The organism is Dolichospermum flos-aquae CCAP 1403/13F (genome assembly GCF_012516395.1).
Classification (GTDB): domain Bacteria; phylum Cyanobacteriota; class Cyanobacteriia; order Cyanobacteriales; family Nostocaceae; genus Dolichospermum; species Dolichospermum lemmermannii.
On sequence record NZ_CP051206.1, the window covers coordinates 4,615,993 to 4,637,753 of the forward strand.

A 21,761-nucleotide genomic window follows, 5' to 3' on the forward strand; every position below is an offset into this window, starting at 1 on the left:
CAGTGAAAATTGACAGGAACAAAGTATTTATGGGTTGGTTACAAAGAATGTTTGGCTTAGAGCAATCGGAAAGCGCCCAAGTTAATCCAATTTCTAGCGACGATGCTAATACACAAACAACAGAGCCAGAACGCATGGGATTAAATGGAGAATATGACCAAAGTGGTTTAGCCAAGCGCGTAGCATTAGCATTTGATCAAACTCCTGAACTTGATGATGTTCACACTCTCTGGGTTGCTCAAACAGGTAGCACTGTGGTACTAAAAGGTCAAGTTCCCACCCAAGATATTCTTAATCAACTAATTGCTGTAGCTCACACTGTTGATGGCACTACAGATGTTGATACGACACAAGTTAATACTAATTAAAATTTACTGAATAAGTTTTTAGTAAAAATAAGAAGCAAGGAGCAGGGAGCAGGGAGCAGGGATAAAGCATGAGCTAAACCCCTACACCTATTCCCTATGGTACTACATATCAGATGCACCAGTAGCAATTAAACGTCTGAATAAGGCTGCTGACCATCCTGTTTCTTTGAGTACCGCAGCCGAAGAAACTTCTACATAAGCTTGTTCAATAAAAGCTAAATCAATCGGCGTTGGTGAATGAAAGTATGAATTAGTCTCACGCAAAGGCGCAAAGGCGCAAAGATTAAGAGTTTCAGAAAGGGAATTTTTGATTTTCATACCTCAATTCAGGAATACCAATCAATCATACAAATTGCCAATTCATGTTTGCACAATGATGGAACTGTGTAAATGGATGCCTCTTTTCTAACCCCCTTATGAATTAAATTATGTGCTATTTATTTTCAATATTTTGTTGTAAGTAAGTAAAAAAACTATTTGCCAGGATAGCAGCTTGTGTGCGATCGCGTAAACTTAGTCTATTTAAGATATTGGTAACATGATTTTTAACTGTACCCTCAGAAATATACAATTTTTGGGCAATTTCTCGATTATTATCACCAATAGCAATTAACCGCAAAACTTCTTTTTCTCTAGGGGTGAGTTCCGCTAAGTTCGCTGGTACAGCTAATACTGGTTGTGAATTAGCCGGAAATTGAGTGACTAGTTTTTTGACTATTCCTGGTCCCAATTGGGAATATCCTTTGTCAACTGCACGAATGGCGACTGCTAACTCTTCTGAGGGTGTATCTTTAAGTAAATAACCCATTGCGCCATTTTGTAATCCTGCTTTCACATATTCATCATCATCAAAAGTTGTTAAAATAAGAATTTTGCTGTGAGGAAAATGGTGATTAATTTCTTTGGTAGCAGCAACTCCATCTATGATAGGCATTCTGATATCCATTAAAATTACGTCAGGTTTTAATTTTTCAACTAGATTAATTGCGATTTGACCATTTTCAGCTTCCCCGACAATTTCTATATCTGCTTCTAATTCTAATAAGGCTCTTAAACCTTGACGAATTAAACTTTGATCATCTACAAGTAAGACTTTAATCATTTTTGTTGGTAATTGGTAATTGGTAATTAGTAATTAGTAATTGGAAAAAATATTCTCCCCTGCTATAAATAAGGGATATCAACTATAATTTGACAACCATGATTATGACTGCTATGAATATGAAATTCACCTCCTAATGCCAACGTGCGATCGCGCATACTTTGTAAACCAAATCCAGTAGTATTTTGCTCTAAATCAAAACCTCTGCCATTATCCTGAATTGTTAACTTCACAGTTTCTAATGTTGTTGTTAATTCTAGTTGAACTTCTGTGGCTTGGGCATATTTAGAAATATTAGTTAATGATTCTTGAATAACTCGATAAATAGGAGTGCTGACTTCCATAGACAATGGAGAAATAATGGATATTTGACAACTGGGTAAAATGCCAGTAGAACGCTGAAAATCTGCCGCAAGATTCTGAATTGCCTGTTCTAACGATTGTTCTTGTAAAGGATGGGATCTCATGGTAGAAACCGATTGACGGACATCTTGTAAGGCTTTTGAACCCAGTTCTTTGGCAGTGGCTAAAAACGTCATTGCTCTAGGTATATCATGTTTTGATAACTTTAAAGCAGTTTCTAATTGAAGATTTAAAGCCGTCAGAGAATGTCCTAAAGAATCATGAATTTCTCTAGCAATACGGTTGCGTTCTTCCAAAGTTGCCTGACTTTCAATTCTCAAGGCATATTGACGGAGTTTTTCGTTTGCAGCTTGGAGTTTATCTCGACTTTGCCGTTCAGATAAAACAGTATTCATTAATACTAAAACAAATACTAAACTTAAACCAAATAAAACTGCTAAACTAAAACTAAAAAACCAAAATCTTTCTTGGGCTATTGGTGAAAATCGTCCAGGAGGCATCCTTTGTCTGAGAGTAAGTAAAAATAAAATAAATGAGGAAAAAGTAACTGCTAATCTTCCTGGTAGTCGAAAAATTAAACAACTGCGAGTTACCAAAATTAGATAGAGAAAGGGAAAAAGCCTCGCACTTCTACCACCAAAAAAGCCAGTAATTAAAATTAATATAACTTCAATAGTCGTATAAATAAATTTATTGATTTTATTGTAAGTAGGCAATCTTAAACCCATTAAACCGAAAAATGTCAAACTGCAAATTGTCAGTTCTGGATACATGACAGAAAAGCGCGGTGAAGGAGATGGCATTAATGCCATTAACGCTGAAAATCCTAATAGTAGCCATTCTAAATAAAGTAGAAATCGAAAAGGATGATTATTAAATTGAATAGGACGATTCATAAAAAATTGATAATTGAAAAAATGGCAGCCTAACCTAGATTTAATATATTTGTATCATGATTCAAGTTCAATAGGATGAGAGGAAGACATTGAAATGCTAATTTCATGACTAAAGTCATGGGTGTAGACGTGACCTTTGCCTCATATCATTACTGGGCGTTAATCTATATGATAGGAACTATAGAAAGCCAACATAACCAAACATAACCAAAAGGTATTTATGAAACTGAAGACATTATCACTGATTGCTGGTACTCTGGCTTTAACTTTAATCGCAACTCCATTTGCAGTTCAAGCGGAACAAAATAATCCATCCTCACCTCAACCTGGTAAAGAATGGCAAAAAAAGGGTCAATTTCAAAAGTTGAATTTGACACCTGAACAAAAAGCTAAAATGAAAGAAATCGGCCGCAGTACCCGCGCTCAAATTGAAGCTGTTTTGACTCCCGAACAAAAGACCAAATTACAAGCTGCAATGGCTGAACGTAAGGCTCAACATCAAGCGCAACGTCAACAAAGACAAGGACAAGGAGAACGTCAAGAAGGACGTGGTAAAAAAGGTAATATTTTTGCTTCTTTGAACTTAACTGAAACACAGAAAAATCAAATTAAACAAATTAGAGAGTCATCAAAACAACAAATGCAAGCTGTGTTAACTCCGGAACAGCAAGCACAAATGAAGCAAATGCGAGAAAATATGCGTTCTCGTCGTCAACAAGATAAACCTCAATAATTCTTGACTATTCAAATAAGATTAATAAATTAGGGGTGGGCTTAAAATCTCATCCCATTTTTGTATATAGGCAAACTTTAGAGAGGGCGTTACAATTTGTTAACGCCCCTTTTTTGGATCATTTCTGGACGATCATATTCATATCCCAAGTATACAAACCGATTTGGTTAGGAACTCTCACAAAGCGGCCTGTGCGATGACCCCTAGATAGTTCATTGAGAACCTTATTTTTAACCTCTCTGACTTCTTCAGCATCTAAATGTCCATAAATACCATTGACTATCTCATTCACATTGAAAATTCGTCCGGCATTTTGTTCTAGAAATAAGGTCAGAGCATCAATTAAAAATTGACCATCAAATTGTGCCAACATCGGGACTACTTTCATCTGGGGTCTAGTGAAATGTTTGTTGGTTTTGGTGGATTTAATACTTCTAGATATTCCCTTACCTTGAATCGGTCCTAGTGAATTTACATCTAGGGTATAGCAACCAGGTTCATCGGGAATTGCTGACCAATAACCACTTTCTCTCCCTTGAGTTAGAGATGATTGGACTCTACCTTTAACGACTTTAAAGATAGTAGACTCTAAATTACCGTAGAGCGATCGCACAATAAAATCTATGTGACAGACAGTTCCCACATATTCTTGCAATAGCTTTTTAAGTGCTTCCATGCGAGTCATATTTTCATACTGAGCCAGCATGGGAACGTCTTCCCCTTTACCAACATAGTGACGACGTTGAAAGGAAAAATTGCCTGAGTTGCTAACTTCAGAAAGGGAATGATCAACCTTGAAAGAGTCTGATTTAGGAACTTCTGACTCTAGAGAATCCAAATATTCTACACGAGAACTCTGATTGGAAGACAACAACAACAGTGAATCTTCTTCAGCAGCCTCAACCTGTTCGTTGTCATGAGGATAAGACCAAGTAGACAACAAAGATTCTACATTATCTAATTGCGATCGCGCCTCTATAAATAGACGTTGGTACTTTTTTGCGAGACTCCCATAGTAATCTCGTAATTCCAACAATGGCGTAATAAATACATCGGGTGGTGCTTGTAATTGTTCTGGAGAATTCATAGTAATTCACTCAACCTAAATCTATATTGCTGGTGTAAGTCATGGCTCTAGGTTTGCTCGGTGTCGATACCTGGAGTGATTTTTTAGGAGGTTGGGGAGGACGACAACATTCACAATATAAAGGGCGAGTTCCGAAAGTTTCTCGTTTTGTAGCCTGATTACATTCTTTACAGACAAAGTTGAAAACTCGCGTATGAATCTGCCTTTTGTGCGCTCGGACAGTATATTCTCTAACATCAATTACTTTGGTTGCCATAATTAATAATTGCCAGTCTTAATCCTCTTTATATAGCTATTCAAGCAAATGAAACTGTATCAGTGTGTGTTTTCATAGAAGTTTTCTAAAAAATTAAAAAATCCCATCTAACTCAGAGGCATAAACTGCTATTTCCGATATATTAACAGTGACTGGGATATATTTTCCCATCCCTTACATAAAAGAATGAAAAGAAATATAGGTTAAACTTGTTGCTCTCAAGACTTGTGAATATAAGAATGCTTTTTTAGCATCTATCTTGAGAATTAACTATATAATTGAAAACATATTTTTAGGCATATTTTTAAACCTGGACTATTGATAATAAATTATAATCTCGCCTACTAGTAACAAAAAAAAATGAAGGATGAAGTAATTATAAAATCCCTCACCCTTCCTGATCTAGCCTAATCAAAGGTAACTAACTAAAGACGAACCTTCACAGCTTTGTGTTTTTCCGATTCGGCTTTAGGAATAGTTAGATAGAGAATTCCATCCTTATATTCTGCCGCTACCTTCTCATTATCCACAACAGCAGGCAAGGCAATTACCCGTTGGAACTTACCATAACGGAATTCCGAGCGAGTCAAACCTTCTGCTTCCGTTGTTGTTTCCGACTTCCGCTCACCGCTAATAGAAACCGATTCAGGAGTGACTTCGACATCAAGATCCTTTGCGTCCAAACCTGGTATTTCTACTTTCAACTTCAAATCACTATCAGTTTCTGCAATCTCAGCCGGAGGAATGAAAGTTAACCCCACCCTTTCAACTGCATCAGGTGGTAATAATTGTTCAAACAAGCGATCCATTTGCTGCCGGATAATACCCATTTCAGGGAATGGTTCCCAGCGTTCTATTTCCCGTAACGGATTCCAACGTACAAGTGTCATAACTATCTCCTCAAAAATTCACTATTGGACTTTCTGATTTGGTGAGACTAAATCTTCAGCTTGTGACTTGGTAAACAATAATACTACTGGCAAAATCTCTAACTTTTAACTTCTTGAAGCCTAATCTTTAGCCTCCCAATTAGATGATAGCACTAGAAAATCAATTAATTACAGTTCGGTTTTATAGATATAATCTTCGTAATAACCGTACTATTGAGCTAATAACTTCAGGTTCGTATGTTAGAATACGAGAGTGGATATTGCTACTATTTTTTAGCCAAAAATATCTTAAATATAACACTGTAAAGATTGAATTACACTATTAACTAAAGTGCTTTTAGCCGTATTGATAAAAAAGTGATCACCACCGATCATTTTCAATGAAAAAGGGGCAACAGTTTGTTTTTCCCAGGCAGAAAGAGCAGTATAGCTAACTGTTGGATCTTCTGACCCACCAAAAGCACTAATAGGACAATTTAGGGGTGGTTGAGAAGTATAAACATAGGATTCCAAAACTGTAAAATCAGCCCGAATAATCGGCAAAAAAATCTGCATCAATTCGGCATTTTCTAGCACCATTTTGGCAGTCCCATTAAACTGGGATATTGCGGCTAAAAAATCGGCATCTGGTAATTTAGAAATGGGTGGGTTTTCCCTAGGGAATTGTGGGGCGCAACGGGCAGCAATAAAAAGATGCAAAGGATAAAGACTATATTCAGAACGCAGTAGCCTAATTAACTCAAAACTGATTAATGCACCCATACTGTAACCGAAAAAAGCAAAAGGTTTATCTAGACAGGGGATGATATTAGTGGCTATTTCTCGGACTAAAGGGAGGATTTTTGTGTATGGAGGTGATTTGATTTGTCTGCCTCTACCGGGAATTTCGATAGGGCATAATTCAATAGTTGCGGGTAAATCATCAGCCCAAGTCCGAAAAACTGAGGCACTAGCACCAGCATAAGCAAAGCAAAATAGGCGTAATTTAGCTTGGGGGTTGGGTTTAGGGCAAGTTATCCAAGATGTGAAAGTGGTTTTAGTTGTCATGATGGAGGTTTATATGGGGTTAATTGCTAATTTGATTGCTGGATCTATTTTTAAATTAGGAAAAAAGTCATGAAACTATTGTGACTTTTTTCCTAGTCAGGTTAGGAAACTTGGCTCATGCAGAAAATCAGATCACGACATTAGCTAAAGATGAGGGATTAGTCCGACAAGCGATCGCTACCTTAGCAGAAGATCAAGCACAAGCAAAATACGCCCAGTCCCAAACTAAACGTTATAACGAACTATATAAAAATGGTGCTGTGAGCCAGGATCAAGCCCAATTGTATTCTACTAACAGTGAGACATCACAAGCCACATTGCAAGCAGATAGAGAAGCAATCCAAAATGCTCAAGCCGTTGTTCGAGGTGATAAAATAGCCATTTAAAATGCTCAAACAGTCGTTAAAAGTGACCTAGTAGTCTGTCAAATTTATTTTGACGGGTTTTTGGTAGTGCGGGCATCTTGCCCGCGTGAGCGAGACGCTCACACTACAGTCCATCATTTTTATCTTGACAGACTACTAGTACATCACTGCGTAAATAAAGCAACCATATTCAATCGCCAAACAGCCTACTGTATATTAGTTTTGACTTTTGACTTTTGACTTCCGCCCTGAGGTACTAGTAGCCATTCAAAATGCCCAAGCCGTAGTTAAAGGCGATCTTGCAGCCATTCAAAATGCCGAAGCTGTGAAGCGATGATATAGAAACACTAAGAGTAATGATTCGTGACGCTGTTCATTGTTATTTTCCTGATCAAGAAAAACGTCGTAAAATTGTTCATTTACAACACATTCTCTAAACAACATGAACTTAAAAGATCTCAAAGTAAAATTATTCCCCATCATCAAAATCATCTCCACTGCACTCATCACCAGCGCCATAGGCTTAGAATTATGGAATATGCAAACATCAATAACCAATAACCAACTACCGAGTATTTTAACCCCAGCTTTAATCATTGCCCATATTGCCCTATCCGCTCATTTTATTGAAGCATTAATTGCCGCTTATTATGCCCCAACACGCAATCAGACAGCAATCAAATATGCAACTTATACATTTTTTGTCGGTACAGTTGGTTTATTAGAATTGTGGGAAAATCAGGATATAGCAGCAGTTAGAAGTCAGAAAGAAGAATAATCTCAAACCTAAATTAAGGAACTGCAAGTTGATATAATTGTCTTTGTGAGGTCGCAGCGAGATTAGATTGGGTAAACTCTTAATCTCATTCTGTCAGTAGAATCTCAGTGGCTTGGCTCACTGAGAGTGTCAATCCTACACCCTCCTTAGTGGAAATAGATAACTCGCGCATCTATCCTATAGTATTTCAACACGCTAGATAAACACTCGGCTTCTTCTCTTTTACTAGAACTCCCAGCGTATATATAAGTCCCAAGCCGATGCTTGGCTAAAAATGCGTCAGAAACATAGCTTCTGACAACATTTAATAATTGATCTGAATTACCAGGAATAACAACCACATAAGGGCGGTTTGGCACTTTACCAATGACGATCACATTATTCTGCTGGACAGTATTCACCGATTTGCTAACTTGAGGCAAACTTCGGGGAATACAATTGGGTGCTTGCCCCCAAGCCTTGGATAATAAACTATGCCATAAAACAGTTGTAACTATGGCTGTAATTAGATACTTGTTCATACCATTTTAGATTTTAGATTTTTTTATACCACCAATGACTCCAACCATCCTCCACCTGTTTGAACTATCCTTATACTTGAAACCAAAATCTAAAATTTACAATGCTAAGAGCCGGAATTGTCGGACTTCCCAACGTCGGAAAATCAACCCTATTTAACGCTGTAGTCGCTAATGCTAAAGCTGAAGCGGCTAATTTCCCATTTTGCACCATTGAACCGAATGTTGGCATGGTTTCAGTACCAGACGACCGGTTAGACGTTCTCGCAAAAATTGCTGGTTCTGCACAAATCCTAGCAGCCCGTGTTGAATTTGTTGATATTGCCGGTTTAGTCAAAGGTGCAAGTCAAGGAGAAGGACTGGGTAATCAATTTTTATCCCACATTCGGGAAGTTGATGCCATAGTTCATGTTGTCCGTTGTTTTGAAAACGATGATATCATTCACGTAGCCGGTTCTGTTGACCCAGCGCGAGATATTGAAATCATTAATTTAGAACTTGGTTTATCTGACTTATTCCAAATTGAAAAACGGATTGATAGAAGTCGCAAACTCGCACGCACTAGCAAAGATGCCCAGGTTGAAGTAGAAATTCTCGAAAAATTAGCCGCTGCTTTAAATGAAGGCAAATCTGTCCGTCAAGTTGGTTTGAATGCCGAAGAATCGGAAATTATCAAAGGCTTAGGACTACTTACCAATAAACCAATTATTTACGCTGCTAATGTTTCTGAAGAAGATTTAGCCACAGGTAATGATTTTGTTGAGAGAGTTCGAGAAGTTGCTGCGGTCGAAAATGCCCAAGTTGTCATTGTTTCGGCTCAAGTAGAAGCGGAATTAGTGGAATTACCAGAAGCAGATAAAGCTGATTTCCTGGAATCTTTAGGTGTAAAAGAAGGTGGTTTAAAATCTTTAATTCGCGCAACTTACACTCTATTAGGTTTGCGGACTTATTTCACCTGTGGACCAAAAGAAACCCGCGCTTGGACAATTAATGCCGGAATGTCCGCACCTCAAGCTGCAGGAGTTATTCACTCTGATTTTGAACGGGGATTTATTCGGGCAGAAACGGTTGCTTATCATGATTTAGTAACTCATGGTTCAATGAGTGCAGCCAAGGAAAAAGGCTTAGTCAGAAGTGAAGGAAAAGAATATATCGTCCAAGAAGGTGATGTGTTATTATTCCGGTTTAATGTGTAAATAATCTTTAACAGGGAACAGGGAACAGAAGAGATAAATATTCTGCTTTCTTTCTTCTTTCTGACTCGGTGATAACTAAATGATCAGGTGCGTTACATTATTGATAACGCACCAGTAACTTATTCTACAAAATCAGGACGCGCTTGTTGATTGAATTTAAATTTTTCTGCTAATAATTCCCACTTTTCCTGCTCAATTATATGAATAAATTCGTCTAAATTTTCGCGGTATTGATAAAGAGAATGTAATAGTGCTTGGCGGTTATATTGCGCCATCATCACCCCTAATTCGGGATTTCCGCCCCCAACCCTACTTGTATCTCGAAACCCTGAACTAGCAAAATTTTGGGCTAATGCCGCGATTTCTGGATCTGTTTCACTTAAACAAGCTGCTATCAAGGAGGCACTCACAATTACAGGTAAATGAGAAATCCAACTCACAGCGCGGTCATGTTGTTCTGGTTGACAATGGTAGATAATAGAACCGAGCGATCGCACAATTTCCTCTACAATTGTCACAGCATTACTAGGTGTTGTCTCCACAGGCGTTAATACATAAGGCCGATTAACAAACAAATTTCGCTGTGCTGCTTCTATACCCGCGTCTGTTTTTCCCGCCATCGGATGACCACCGACAAAATTTTCCCACACAGGAGAAATTGCCTCAACTATAGGCATTTTAACTGAACCAACATCAGTAATAATAGTAGCCTTTGGTAAATGAGTGATCAACTCTTTCACTTGGGGGACTATCAATCCTATAGGGGTACAAATAAATACAACTTCGGCTGATGCCAACAAGCTCAAGTCCAACGACGCTTGATCAACGCTACCAAGGTTAATTGCCTTTTCACAAGTTGATTGACGACGGCTGACACCTAAAACATGGTGTCCTTGCGAACGTAAATCGAAACCTAAGCAACCGCCTATAAGTCCCAGTCCTAAAATACCAATTTTCATCGTCATCTGGAAAATTTAATTTGTACTTATTCTCTCAATACTTTACCAACTTCAACTCTCAAAGTTGGCAATAGCAGGGTAGATTAATGAATTTAGAAGCAGAATTAATCGCAACCTAGGCAGAACCGGTTGTCAACTTTAGTGGTCTTAACCTAACAGAATCAAATTTTAGTAATGTCCATAAATCGAAAAAATCTAAGCATCTTGGGAATAGTAAGTTTGCACGAGTCGTAAATTTAACTAGCAAATTGTCCCGATGTGACACATTTGAGACTGAAATAGCAAATAACTATAGCATTTTTCCATTTACAGCAGTCAGCTTTGACTTCTTTTTCGCTGCTATAGCAATTATTAGGCTAGAAACTGATGAAAAAAGTTAATATCTACCGCTTTTGTGATTATGCTTTGATGGCTTTAATATCCTGTACCGTGGCTGTAAGTAAAGTTTCCCCAGCTTTGACTCAGACAGTTTCTCTAATTAACCCCACACCCGCACCTACTGCTAACTTAATTTGGCCGACCCAAGGAATTCTTTCCCAAGGTTTCCGTAAATATCAGCATGAGGGAATTGATATTGCGGGTGCAAAAGGGACTCCAATTTTAGCTGCTGCTGCTGGTACAGTCGTGAAAGCTGGTTGGGATGATTGGGGATTAGGCAATTTTATCGAAATTAAACATTTTAATGGCAATGTAACAGTTTACGGACATAATAGCCGTTTATTAGTAAGTAAAGGTCAACAGGTCAAACAAGGTCAAATTATTGCCGAAATGGGTTCAACAGGCAATAGCACCGCCCCTCATTTGCATTTTGAATTTTATGTAGATGGTCGTTTAGCTAGTAATCCTCTCAGTTTATTACCGTCTGCCACCATCGCAAAGACACCAGTAAATAAACCAATTACCCCAATTGTACAACCAGTTTTATCTGTAAGTAATAATACTGATTGTGATGGAACTACAGTTATGACAGGGGAGACCACAACTGTCAGTATAAAAGTTTGCGAAGAAAATGGTCAGTTATTTTATGTGGGGAAATTGAAACAAGAACCAAGTCAAGTTTTAAGAATTCGGGCTTGGAAGCTTGACAATAACAAATATCAGGCAGATAATGGGACTTTTTCCTACTTAATTAGTCCAGAAAAAATAGAAATTTGGCGCAATGGGAGTCCAATTCGTGCGGATAGTTTTCTCACTTCTCATGGTTTAGGGAAATAAAAATACTAACCTCTTTATGTAATTGATGATTTCATTACAAATACCTGATGTGACAGTTCAAATGGCGGAATATATTAGCCAACATATTGTCATAAAGAAGTATAAAATCAATGAAGATTAAAACTAGACAAAAGTATCACAAAATTTCACATAAAGGAGCAGATGATTATGGAATATTTGGCTTATTCCTATATGTATATAGAGGATGAAAGGACAAATGAAAATTTTGCATTAAGTCTTCCGAAATCGTCATTTAATTGGCGGAAAATTTTTAAATCTTCTGCATGGTTAACTTTGGCCGGTGTAACTATATTACTAGCTACAGTGACTCAAATGCAGTTTGCTTCGGCTGAATATGCCAGCACGAATGGAAGTTGTCTTTATATTCGCACCGGACCTAGCACTGCAAATTCATCTGTAGCCTGTGTCCGCAATGGTACATACGTTGGTGAAACTGGTAGTGTTAGAAATGGATTTGCGAGAATTTCTTCGGGACGTTACCGAGGATACTATGCTGCTGAAAGATGGATTGGTAATACTCCTGGACGTTCTCACCGCAGATATCGTTCTGGCTACGGTGTTGGGGGTAGGGTAACGGTAGAATATGGCGCAAGAGGCGAACGAGTCAGAGAAATCCAAAGAGCTTTAGGGATTAGAGTTGATGGCGTTTACGGTTCACGAACCATTAATGCAGTTCGTCACTTCCAAAGACGTAACGGACTGCGTGTAGATGGTGTTGTTGGTTATCAAACTCGGAGAGCTTTAGGGATTTAGCTTAAGTAGGGCTTGCTGAAAAAGTCTTTTCGTGAGGGCTAGGAGTCAGGAGTCACCGAGTCAGGAGGAAGAATTAGAAGGAGAGAAGAATAGTCTCAAATTTCAGAAAGTGATAGGTTTTTAATGGTTTCAATCCTTATTCCTTGCACCTAATTCACTTTTTTAACCGGGAAACTCTTAATCTATCTAGGTTTTCGGTTTATTCAGCAAGCTCTAAGTAATTTTTGACAATTTGCAGGATGCGTTCTGCTGCATGGCCATCGCCAAAGGGATTAATGGCGGTGGCCATTTTGCTGTAAGCGTCGGGATTGCTGAGTAGTTCACTAGCGGCTGTGACGATATTTGCGGTTTGTGTCCCTAGGAGTTTGGCTGTCCCAGCGGTGACGGCTTCTGGTCTTTCGGTGGTATCTCTGAGAACTAACACTGGTTTACCCAGACTGGGGGCTTCTTCTTGCAAGCCACCGGAATCGGTTAAGATTAAATGCGATCGCTCAATAGCTCCCACTAATTCGGCATAATCCAAGGGTTCTGTTAAGAAAATGCGGGAATGATTCCCTAATAACTGTTGCAATGGTTCTCTAACTGTGGGATTTTTATGTAATGGCAGTAATAAGGCTGTATCAGGAAATTGCTCTAAAATTTGTAAAAAACTTTCAGCGATGTCTTGCAGCGGTGATCCCCAATTTTCTCGTCTATGAACTGTTGCCAATATTGTCCTATATTTGCTCCAATCTAAACCTGGTATATGGCAAACTGGTTTTTTGGCAGCCACATTTAATAAGGCATCAATTACAGTATTTCCTGTTAAGTGAATTTCTCCTAACACCCCAGAATTTTGTAAGTTTTCTACAGCCAAAGTAGTCGGTGCAAAATGCAATTGTGTCAGTTGAGAAATTAATCTTCTATTAGCTTCTTCGGGAAAAGGATTAAATAAATCATCTGTCCTTAAACCTGCTTCCACATGACCTACAGGGATTTTTTGATAAAAAGCTGCCAAGGTGGCTGCAAAAGCTGTTGTTGTATCTCCTTGCACAATTACAAAATCTAACTTTTGGGCTTGAAATAATGCTTCTAAACCTTGTAAACTTCTACAGGTAATATCATTAAGAGATTGTTGTCGCTGCATAATCTCTAAATTCCAATCGGCTTTGAGTTTGAACAATTGCATCACTTGTTCAACCATTTCTCGATGTTGTCCTGTGAGAATTACCTGCAATTCAAAATCTGGAGAATTTTGAAAAACTTGAATTACTGGCGCTAGTTTAATAGCTTCGGGACGAGTTCCTAAAATAATGCCAATGCGGTGTTGATTAGTCATTAGTCAAATAATTACAATTTACTTTTAATATTCAAATTCCTAAAAAGGTAATTAGGTTTTTCGACCATTATACCGAACGAGAGAATTTTTGTTTAGAGAACACCAAAAAATAAATTATCAAATAAATTGTCAAATTTTGTGGGATAGACATCCTGCCCGTCCTTCATGATCAGGGTAGGGGCTAGACATACCCCATAATAACAAATTTTCGGGTATTTTTTGAATTGTAATGTTTTACCGTAGCAATTCTATGGCAGGCTTCGCCATATTAATCAGGGGGTAATTTGTTAATTACCCCTACTTTCCTTATATTTTGATGAAGTGTAAATTCTGGCTGGCTATCAACCACCGCCACCACCGCCACCACCGCCACCGCCACCACCGCCGCCACCACCGCCACCACTTTCACTAATTACTGGAATTACTTCTTCAAATTCGTTATGATATGAGCAGTTTTGGCAGAGGTGGGTTACTATTTGCTTTCCTTGAAAGCTAGTAGTTGCCGGAACTAATATTTTATAATTCCGTTTCAGCGTAAATTTTTGACATTGGGGACATTTTCGATCATTGATTGGCGAAACTATAACAAAGGCAATGTATGCGAAAAAGCACAGAAATATAAAGTTATTCCAATTCAAAACAAAGCTACCTTGTTGCCAATTGGGTTGAGGAATATTCAGAATTTCGCTAGGGAATGTCACCTGAACTTCTAGTTCTTGTTGCGGTGTAATAGGCTGATTTGCTACAAATTCAAATGTTTTCGGATTTACTTGACGGCTTGTAGCTGGTATACCAAAATTTTGGAAATCTTGGACTTTACCTGATAAAATTTCTGGTAATTGTACCTGAACTTTTGCCGATTGAATTGGGGCTTTACGGTCAGCGAAAATGGCTTTCCAATAAACTTGAGTATTCTCATTATTAATATGCAGTCCGCCAACTACACGATATTTCAAAACAAAAGTATGTGTTTCTGGTGGTTTTAATTGATGTTGCCAACGAATCCAAAATTGATTATTTTCAATTCCGGTTTCACTAGGAATAATTTGATTATTTTCTTGAATCGTTACATCCTTAATTTCATCAACTTTATCTAAAGGAATATAGCGATATCGTTGATTAGGATAATCTGATTTGAACACATATTTTTGCGTTTCAGTGACTAACATATCTCCGTTAGTTTGCACATCAATATCAACATTGATATAGTCCCAATAAAATGGTACTTCCTGTGCAACAGCATGAGTAAATGTAATCAAAACAGTCACCAACATAGCAAGTAATGAAAAAGAGATTCTTCTCATTAATAGTTTATTCATAGTTTCCTTTTTTTGCGTAACAAAACAAGTATATCCAAAAACTATGTGATTGTCAGCACTAAGTTAATTAAGTATTTAGTTAATAAAGTTAATAAAGTTAATAAAGTTAATTAAGTTAATAAGTAGGTCGGCGTTAAAAATTATCGTTGTGGAAAGGCAAGAGGCAAGAGGCACTCATGCAAGAGTGAAGAGGTTTTTGGAGATTTTACTTTTCTTTACACAATTTGGTTTTATTATGTTGACCTACTTATTTTTCCCCATTCGTTTAGTCAAAATATTCAGATACTTAAGAATCAAGATAAGTTAACTCAAGAGCAATTGGATAAACTTATTCAAGTTAAAAATGTCTCGCCGATTTTGAAAGAAATGCACGAATTTAAAGAAAAGATTAGGAAGATTTTTAAGCTTCTACTTTTCCATAAGGTTTTAGTAGTTCTTCTAAATAATCTTTGGCGAATTGGTCATGTATAAATCTCGTCATTTATTCGGCTTTTGCTAATACATATATTAATTTAACATTTTTGGGGTAATGGCGATCGCTACTAGAAATGCGATCGCCTAAACTAAACAAAGTGATATTAATTAGTAGATTGTAACCAAGTTTGTAAATCTGTAACTGAAGTAAAATCTAACAAGGCTTCTCCTAATTCCTCTAGTTGTTCAACAGGTAATTTTTGAACCAAATATATATAAATAGGGTGCGTTACCGACAGCGTAACGCACCCTGAACTTGATTAATGGATAAATCCTTGTATCCGTGTTTTAATTTAAGCTATGCCTCAGTATAATATAGATGCAGTCTTTGTCTTTTTTTTTACAAAGGTTAAACATAGTTTAACAAAAACTCCCATATCTCGTCTGTTTATGCCAAAAAAAACAACCGCCTCCGTGATGGTAAGCGGTTCTGCACAATTGAATAGACATCTCCAAAAAAGTAGAGACGTTCCATGGAACGTCTCTACTACAAGGGTTTGATGTCAAGCATCTTTAAACTCGGTCTATGGCTATTAAATAGAATTTGAAGATAGTTCTTCCTTATCAATCTCATGATAACAAATTTAAAATCAATTGTCAACCCCCCAATACCTATTATCGCCGGACAAAATCAAAAAGTTTTCAATTCTTCATAAAGTCATGAAACCATCATAAACAGAGTATAAAGAGTTGGCAAGATTAGGTAAAAACAGACAACAATAACTTTATGGCAGTTATCGGGGTATTGTTTAGTAAATTATTTAGTATATCATGCAGCCAATTCGCACTTTTAACGTTTCTCCTTCACTACCATCCAGACTAGAACCCCTGCGGAAACTAGCCTATAATCTCCATTTTGATTGGAATGTGGAGAGCAAAGACCTGTTTCGTCGTTTAGATCCTGATTTATGGGAATCTACCCACCATAATCCAGTATTGATGCTGGGAACTATTAGTCAAAGCCGACTATTAGAAGTTGTTGAAGATGAAGGCTTTTTAGCGCAAGTAGACCGAGCAGCGCGGCAGTTAGAAGATTATTTGCAGGAATACACTTGGTATAAGAAACAAAGAAATCAGCATCAGAAGGAATGTTACGCCTATTTTTCTGCTGAATTTGGGTTAGTAGATTGCTTACCTGTATATTCAGGTGGTTTGGGTGTACTCGCAGGAGATCACCTTAAATCTGCGAGTGATTTAGGATTACCTTTGGTGGGTGTGGGTTTATTATATCAACAAGGCTACTTTGCCCAGTATCTTAATGCTGATGGTTGGCAGCAAGAACGCTACCTCATCAATGATTTCTATAATATGCCCTTGCATTTGGAACGGAATCCCGATGGTACAGAACTACGGATTGCGGTAGATTATCCCGGACGCAAGGTATATGCGCGGGTGTGGCGTGTTCAGGTGGGAACTGTACCCCTGTATATGCTCGATACTAATATTGAGCCTAACAAGGCTTATGACCACGATATCACCGATCAGTTGTATGGTGGTGATATAGATATGCGTATCCACCAAGAAATTATGCTGGGCATAGGTGGTGTGCAAATGCTGAAAGCCTTGGGGTATGAAGTCACTGCTTACCACATGAATGAAGGTCATGCAGCTTTCTCTGCTTTAGAACGCATTCGCACTCTCATTCAGGAAAAAGGACTGAGTTACAGAGAAGCTAGACAAGTAGTATCTTCTAGTAATATCTTCACTACGCATACTCCAGTCCCCGCAGGGATTGACTTATTTGCCCCCGATAAGATCTTGCATTATCTGGGTTACTATGCAGATATCTTTGGTTTACCGAAAGAGCAGTTTTTAGGCTTGGGACGAGAAAATACTGGTGATTTGTCCAGTCCCTTCAGTATGGCGGTATTAGCCCTGAAAATGGCGACGTTCTCCAATGGTGTGGCACAATTGCACGGTGTTGTTTCCCGGCAAATGTTCCAAGGTTTGTGGCAAAAAGTTCCAGTGGAAGACGTACCAATTGCCGCTATTACTAACGGTGTCCATGCCCGCAGTTGTGTAAGTAAATCTACGCAAGAGTTATACGATCGCTATCTTGGTCCAAATTGGTCATCAGCACCACCGGATAACCAATTGTGGGAACGCATGGATGCAATTCCTGATGAAGAGTTATGGCGGAATCACGAACGCTGCCGCTTGGATATGGTATTGTATGTTCGAGAACATTTAGTTAAACACTTGCGCGATCGCGGTGCTTCAGCTTCGGATATTGCCCAAGCCCAGGAAGTGCTTGATCCTAACGTTCTCACTATTGGCTTTGCCCGTCGCTTTGCTACCTACAAACGCGCTACTTTATGGATGCGTGATTTGGAACGAATTAAGCGGATTTTACTCGCTAACAAACACCGCAAAGTGCAGTTTGTGATTGCGGGGAAAGCCCACCCCAAAGATATCCCTGGTAAGGAATTAATTCGGGATATTAACCACTTTATCCGCGAACACCATTTAGAAAAACAAGTGGTGTTTGTACCTAACTACGATATTCACATCGCCCGCTTAATGGTAGCAGGTTGTGATATCTGGTTAAATACTCCCCGTCGTCCTAGAGAAGCTTCTGGAACAAGTGGCATGAAAGCTGCTATGAATGGTTTACCAAATCTCAGTGTTCTTGATGGTTGGTGGGATGAAGCGGACTATGTTCGCACAGGTTGGGCAATAGGACATGGTGAAAACTATGATGATCCTAATTACCAAGATGAAATAGAAGCTAACGCCCTCTATGAGTTGTTAGAAAAGGAAGTTATTCCCCTATTCTATGATCATCGTGATGGTGATGGTTTGCCTCGTCCTTGGGTAGCAAAAATGAAAGATGCGATTCGGTTGAATTGTCCTTTCTTTAATACAGCCCGGATGGTGCGAGAATATGCAATGAGAGCTTATTTCCCGGCGAGCGATCGCTATCATACCCTCACCGTTGATAATTATGCTCCCGCTAAGGAATTAGCGGCTTGGAGAGCAAAATTAGGTGAACACTGGTTTAGCATCAAAATCAAGGATATTGACGTATCCGCAGCATCAGATATTGAAGTTAATCAAACTGTAGCCGTCAAAGCTAAGGTTAATTTAGCAACTTTGAGCAATGATGATGTCCAAGTAGAACTATATCAAGGTTCTATTGATGCCAATGGTGATATTGTCAATGCTGTACCTGTGGTAATGGATTACCAAGGACAAGATCCAGAAAATTCAAGTGTTTATACCGCAAATATCACTTACACCACTTCTGGTTTGCAAGGTTTATCTTTGCGTGTCTTACCTCGAAATCAATACCTTTCTAGTCCTTATGAACCCAGGTTAATCGCTTGGGCTGAATAAGCAAATAATGTAGAGACGTTATATGAAACGTCTCTACAACAATTGTTAAATTCGGGTAATATTTACAGCGATTTTCAGATCAATGAACTACAGTTTTTGTTTCGCGCAGAGGCGCAAAGTAGGAAAGGCGCAAAGGAAGAAAGTAATCAGAGTGTGGTTTAAATCGCCGAAAACTGCTGTAATCAAAAATCTCTACTTTTTAACAGCTTTAAGTAACCGATTCAAAATCAATTTACCATTAGGTTGAGTTACTTGAACACGAATAAAATTCGGATCACTTGGTTTCCAGGTAACTTGGTATTTCATGCCATTATTATTCCAAGTATAAACTTGACGTTGTTTAGTACCGGAAGCAACAGCACCAGATAAGTTAATGTTATTATTACTCTTGAGATTTTCGCCATTATAGTAATAAACATTATTGTCAAAAGATAAAGTCACTTTCCACTCTTTATCACTAAATTCACCGGCTGGATAATTAAACTTTTGTACAGCCATTGCTTGACTAGGAATAGCCATATCAATAATTGCAGGGGTAGAAATTCCCAAAATTGCCGATAAAATGATAGCTTTGTAGTTCATAATTCTCTTCTTTGTAAACCTAATATGATCTGGTTGTGTGTTTAGTCGTGAGCGAAATTATTGACGTTATGCAGTAGTTTCTTCTTTCTGGGAACTTCTGGAATTAAACAACTTAGGGAAGAACAAGCCAGAATTTTCTTTGTATTCCGCAAACTCAGGATATCGAGATAAAGATTGATCTTTTTTCCGCATATTGGGAACAAATATCATGGCTATAAATAACCCCTGAATCACGAAAGGTAGCCAATGTTGAGTTAATAGAGAAAAAGCCAAATAAATCAACACTTCTCCTAAATAATTAGGATTACGACATTTAGCAAAAAAACCTTCTGTAATTAATCCAGTTTTGTACTTGAGTGTATAGTATTTTTGAGCATCACTAGCAAAATGTAAAAACACTCCCGCAATATTCAAAGAAATAGCAACAGCGACTAATGGTAAAGGAGGAACAGTACCACTACTAATGAGAATGAATGGTGCTACCCAGTACAAACAAAGGAGAACAAAGGTAAGAATTCCTTGAGAAGCAGGAATTTCTTGCTCCCATTGCTTATCTGGAAATATGCTATCTTTTATTAGCCAAAGAAAACCATAAGTACCATGCAGGGAAAGATAAACCCAAGCTCCAATAGTAAAATTATGGTATACAAACATTAGTCCTAAAACGAGAACGAATGTTAGACCTTTGTGAAAATTAATAGGATACTTGATTTTCATGTCCTGATTTTTCTTTAAAGGGCTGAAAGCTGGGGAAAGAAATAGAGAGATAGTCCAGTTTTATCTACCTCTCTGACATCATTATTTCTTCGCAATTATCCATACTGCGTGAACAATACCCAAAATATAAAAACCAAAGATAGTCAAAAGTAAATTAATCCAAAAATCTTTACCAAAACCTACCTGCAAAAATACTCCTAAAGGTGGGAGAAAAATTGCGGCTATAATTCTGACTACATCCATATCCATGTTATTCTCCTGTTGATGTTCTATATTTCTAGAGTTAACATCACCTAATCTGGTGACGATTCCTGAAAAGATACGGGAAACCGCACTTCTCAACCACCGCTGATTTTAGCTTTGTAACCCAATTTTACCAAAATCTCTAAAATCTTCTGTTTGTGGTCTCCCTGAACCTCAATTTCATTATCTTTCACCGTTCCACCTGTACCACATTGGGCTTTTAACTGTTTTAATAAAGTAGCTAAAGTTTCCGGTGTAGTTTGAAAACCAGTAATCACCGTGACAGTTTTCCCCTTTCTTCCCGCGCGAGTAGCTTGGATTCGCACATTTTGCTGATTGGGGGGTAAGTCTTGGATTCCCCGTTCTACAGCGCGTTCCAGTGCGGGTGAACTACCGTTACCAAATTCTTGGTAGATAACCTTTTTATCAGATTTGGGATTAGCCATAATATTTAATGCAGGAAAAATAGACTTTTATTGTAAACAATTTTAGCCTAAGCGGGGGTAATTGGATATATAATTGCTACATGATAGAGTATAAAAAGGTAAGAGAAAATGAACCACGAAGGAGCGAAGAACACGAAGGAAGAGGAAGAAGGAAGGATGAGGAGGTTGGGTGATGATGTGGAGAGGTTGGCTTATGCTGTGATTGGGGCGGGTATTGAGGTGCATAGGATGTTGGGTGCGGGGTTTTTGGAGAGGGTGTATCAAGAGGCTTTGGGTTTGGAGTTTCGTTTGCGGGGAATACCTCATAAACCTAAACATTTAGTAGCAGTAAAATACAAAGGTTATCCCATTGGTGAGGGGGAATTGGATTTTTTGGTTGGTGATTCCCTAGTTGTTGAATTGAAAGCGGTGGAAAAGTTAGCCCCTATTCATGAAGCGCAAGTTATTTCTTATTTAAAAATGACTAATTGTCCTCTTGGTCTTCTCATCAATTTTAACGTCCCCGTCCTCAAAGAAGGCATTAAACGCATCATTCTTTCTTCTTAACTCTTCTTCTTTGTCTTCCTTCGTGTTCTTCGTGTCTTCGTGGTTAGTTAATTCTTCCTCACCCTTCACATTGCCAAAAGCATAATCCAATAAATAATTATAGTTATACGTTGCTGAATAATTAGAGAAATTAGGTGAGGAGTTGTTAGATTTTTATGATATTTCTGATTTAGAAGATTAGTTAAGGGATAAATAAGTGATTAGGTAATAGAGGATAAGACTGAATAAACCAC

The 21,761-nt window shown here is 38.1% G+C and carries 24 protein-coding genes and 1 pseudogene; 9 read left to right on the forward strand and 16 right to left on the reverse strand.

The features are described 5' to 3' along the window. Nucleotides 1-29 precede the first annotated feature (29 nt). Nucleotides 30-368, forward strand: coding sequence for a BON domain-containing protein (locus tag HGD76_RS22040; RefSeq protein ID WP_168697529.1), 339 nt, complete (start codon nucleotides 30-32; stop codon nucleotides 366-368). A gap of 102 nt (nucleotides 369-470) precedes the next feature. Here the strand turns inward: HGD76_RS22040 and HGD76_RS26415 are convergent. The 3 genes and pseudogenes from HGD76_RS26415 to HGD76_RS22055 all read right to left on the reverse strand — a co-directional run. Next, nucleotides 471-593 (reverse strand): annotated as a pseudogene (locus HGD76_RS26415) (protoglobin domain-containing protein); the annotation flags it as partial. Nucleotides 594-801: 208 nt separating this feature from the next. Further along, nucleotides 802-1,470 (reverse strand): response regulator, encoded by a 669-nt coding sequence (locus HGD76_RS22050; RefSeq protein WP_148767000.1) that lies wholly within the window; start codon nucleotides 1,468-1,470, stop codon nucleotides 802-804. A 62-nt stretch (nucleotides 1,471-1,532) separates the two neighbouring features. After that, the gene (locus HGD76_RS22055; protein WP_168697043.1) at nucleotides 1,533-2,729 is read right to left on the reverse strand and encodes a sensor histidine kinase; all 1,197 of its coding nucleotides are present in this window, start codon (nucleotides 2,727-2,729) and stop codon (nucleotides 1,533-1,535) included. Nucleotides 2,730-2,949: 220 nt separating this feature from the next. On the opposite strand from HGD76_RS22055, the gene HGD76_RS22060 reads away from it, so the two are divergent. Next, nucleotides 2,950-3,462, forward strand: coding sequence for a Spy/CpxP family protein refolding chaperone (locus tag HGD76_RS22060; RefSeq protein ID WP_168697044.1), 513 nt, complete (start codon nucleotides 2,950-2,952; stop codon nucleotides 3,460-3,462). A 118-nt stretch (nucleotides 3,463-3,580) separates the two neighbouring features. Here HGD76_RS22060 and HGD76_RS22065 read toward each other — a convergent pair whose 3' ends face one another. From HGD76_RS22065 to HGD76_RS22080, 4 genes are all read right to left on the reverse strand, one after another. Beyond that, nucleotides 3,581-4,549: a hypothetical protein gene (locus HGD76_RS22065; RefSeq protein ID WP_168697045.1), complete on the reverse strand. Its 969-nt coding sequence runs from the start codon at nucleotides 4,547-4,549 to the stop codon at nucleotides 3,581-3,583. A 10-nt stretch (nucleotides 4,550-4,559) separates the two neighbouring features. Further along, the gene (locus HGD76_RS22070; protein WP_168651280.1) at nucleotides 4,560-4,805 is read right to left on the reverse strand and encodes a hypothetical protein; all 246 of its coding nucleotides are present in this window, start codon (nucleotides 4,803-4,805) and stop codon (nucleotides 4,560-4,562) included. Nucleotides 4,806-5,230: 425 nt separating this feature from the next. Next, nucleotides 5,231-5,695, reverse strand: coding sequence for an Hsp20/alpha crystallin family protein (locus tag HGD76_RS22075; protein ID WP_015083275.1), 465 nt, complete (start codon nucleotides 5,693-5,695; stop codon nucleotides 5,231-5,233). 288 nt (nucleotides 5,696-5,983) lie between these two features. Further along, complete coding sequence (locus HGD76_RS22080; RefSeq protein ID WP_148763711.1) at nucleotides 5,984-6,742, reverse strand: thioesterase II family protein; 759 nt, start codon at nucleotides 6,740-6,742, stop codon at nucleotides 5,984-5,986. A gap of 80 nt (nucleotides 6,743-6,822) precedes the next feature. Here HGD76_RS22080 and HGD76_RS22085 point away from each other — a divergent pair, with 80 nt between their 5' ends. Further along, nucleotides 6,823-7,128 (forward strand): efflux RND transporter periplasmic adaptor subunit, encoded by a 306-nt coding sequence (locus tag HGD76_RS22085; RefSeq protein ID WP_168697046.1) that lies wholly within the window; start codon nucleotides 6,823-6,825, stop codon nucleotides 7,126-7,128. A gap of 421 nt (nucleotides 7,129-7,549) precedes the next feature. After that, on the forward strand, nucleotides 7,550-7,885 hold the full coding sequence (locus HGD76_RS22090; protein WP_168697047.1) for a hypothetical protein: 336 nt from the start codon (nucleotides 7,550-7,552) through the stop codon (nucleotides 7,883-7,885). A gap of 146 nt (nucleotides 7,886-8,031) precedes the next feature. Here HGD76_RS22090 and HGD76_RS22095 read toward each other — a convergent pair whose 3' ends face one another. Further along, on the reverse strand, nucleotides 8,032-8,406 hold the full coding sequence (locus tag HGD76_RS22095) for a hypothetical protein (protein ID WP_168697048.1): 375 nt from the start codon (nucleotides 8,404-8,406) through the stop codon (nucleotides 8,032-8,034). Between the two features lie 101 nt (nucleotides 8,407-8,507). On the opposite strand from HGD76_RS22095, the gene ychF reads away from it, so the two are divergent. Then, nucleotides 8,508-9,599: a redox-regulated ATPase YchF gene (gene ychF, locus HGD76_RS22100; RefSeq protein WP_148763703.1), complete on the forward strand. Its 1,092-nt coding sequence runs from the start codon at nucleotides 8,508-8,510 to the stop codon at nucleotides 9,597-9,599. Nucleotides 9,600-9,718: 119 nt separating this feature from the next. On the opposite strand, the gene HGD76_RS22105 is transcribed toward ychF, so the two are convergent. Further along, nucleotides 9,719-10,558 carry a prephenate/arogenate dehydrogenase gene (locus HGD76_RS22105; RefSeq protein WP_168697531.1) on the reverse strand — a complete coding sequence of 280 codons (840 nt, stop codon included), beginning with the start codon at nucleotides 10,556-10,558 and terminating at the stop codon, nucleotides 9,719-9,721. 366 nt (nucleotides 10,559-10,924) lie between these two features. On the opposite strand from HGD76_RS22105, the gene HGD76_RS22110 reads away from it, so the two are divergent. Together HGD76_RS22110 and HGD76_RS22115 are read left to right on the forward strand one after the other, a co-directional pair. Continuing rightward, complete coding sequence (locus HGD76_RS22110) at nucleotides 10,925-11,773, forward strand: M23 family metallopeptidase (protein WP_210967667.1); 849 nt, start codon at nucleotides 10,925-10,927, stop codon at nucleotides 11,771-11,773. A 168-nt stretch (nucleotides 11,774-11,941) separates the two neighbouring features. Continuing rightward, nucleotides 11,942-12,547: a peptidoglycan-binding domain-containing protein gene (locus HGD76_RS22115; protein WP_015083266.1), complete on the forward strand. Its 606-nt coding sequence runs from the start codon at nucleotides 11,942-11,944 to the stop codon at nucleotides 12,545-12,547. A gap of 199 nt (nucleotides 12,548-12,746) precedes the next feature. Here HGD76_RS22115 and wecB read toward each other — a convergent pair whose 3' ends face one another. The 3 genes from wecB to HGD76_RS22135 all read right to left on the reverse strand — a co-directional run bounded on the left by wecB (nucleotide 12,747) and on the right by HGD76_RS22135 (nucleotide 15,867). After that, entirely contained in the window at nucleotides 12,747-13,865 is a 1,119-nt protein-coding gene (gene wecB, locus HGD76_RS22120) for a non-hydrolyzing UDP-N-acetylglucosamine 2-epimerase (protein WP_168697049.1), read from the reverse strand. 341 nt (nucleotides 13,866-14,206) lie between these two features. Continuing rightward, entirely contained in the window at nucleotides 14,207-15,184 is a 978-nt protein-coding gene (locus HGD76_RS22125) for a DUF2207 domain-containing protein (RefSeq protein WP_168697050.1), read from the reverse strand. A 578-nt stretch (nucleotides 15,185-15,762) separates the two neighbouring features. Further along, a complete protein-coding gene (locus HGD76_RS22135; RefSeq protein WP_325064817.1) occupies nucleotides 15,763-15,867 on the reverse strand; it encodes a DUF4351 domain-containing protein in 105 nt (34 codons plus the stop codon). Between the two features lie 562 nt (nucleotides 15,868-16,429). Here HGD76_RS22135 and glgP point away from each other — a divergent pair. After that, nucleotides 16,430-18,994, forward strand: a complete 2,565-nt coding sequence (gene glgP, locus HGD76_RS22140; protein WP_168697051.1) for an alpha-glucan family phosphorylase — start codon at nucleotides 16,430-16,432, stop codon at nucleotides 18,992-18,994. Between the two features lie 192 nt (nucleotides 18,995-19,186). Here glgP and HGD76_RS22145 read toward each other — a convergent pair whose 3' ends face one another. The 4 genes from HGD76_RS22145 to HGD76_RS22160 form a co-directional block, all read right to left on the reverse strand. After that, nucleotides 19,187-19,576: a hypothetical protein gene (locus HGD76_RS22145; RefSeq protein ID WP_015078191.1), complete on the reverse strand. Its 390-nt coding sequence runs from the start codon at nucleotides 19,574-19,576 to the stop codon at nucleotides 19,187-19,189. 66 nt (nucleotides 19,577-19,642) lie between these two features. Further along, nucleotides 19,643-20,293: a methyltransferase family protein gene (locus tag HGD76_RS22150; protein ID WP_168697052.1), complete on the reverse strand. Its 651-nt coding sequence runs from the start codon at nucleotides 20,291-20,293 to the stop codon at nucleotides 19,643-19,645. Between the two features lie 81 nt (nucleotides 20,294-20,374). Then, nucleotides 20,375-20,536, reverse strand: coding sequence for a YqaE/Pmp3 family membrane protein (locus tag HGD76_RS22155; protein WP_035082904.1), 162 nt, complete (start codon nucleotides 20,534-20,536; stop codon nucleotides 20,375-20,377). A gap of 95 nt (nucleotides 20,537-20,631) precedes the next feature. Next, entirely contained in the window at nucleotides 20,632-20,982 is a 351-nt protein-coding gene (locus tag HGD76_RS22160) for a translation initiation factor (RefSeq protein WP_168498119.1), read from the reverse strand. Nucleotides 20,983-21,090: 108 nt separating this feature from the next. On the opposite strand from HGD76_RS22160, the gene HGD76_RS22165 reads away from it, so the two are divergent. Continuing rightward, nucleotides 21,091-21,528 (forward strand): GxxExxY protein, encoded by a 438-nt coding sequence (locus HGD76_RS22165; RefSeq protein WP_210967668.1) that lies wholly within the window; start codon nucleotides 21,091-21,093, stop codon nucleotides 21,526-21,528. Nucleotides 21,529-21,761: the final 233 nt, after the last annotated feature.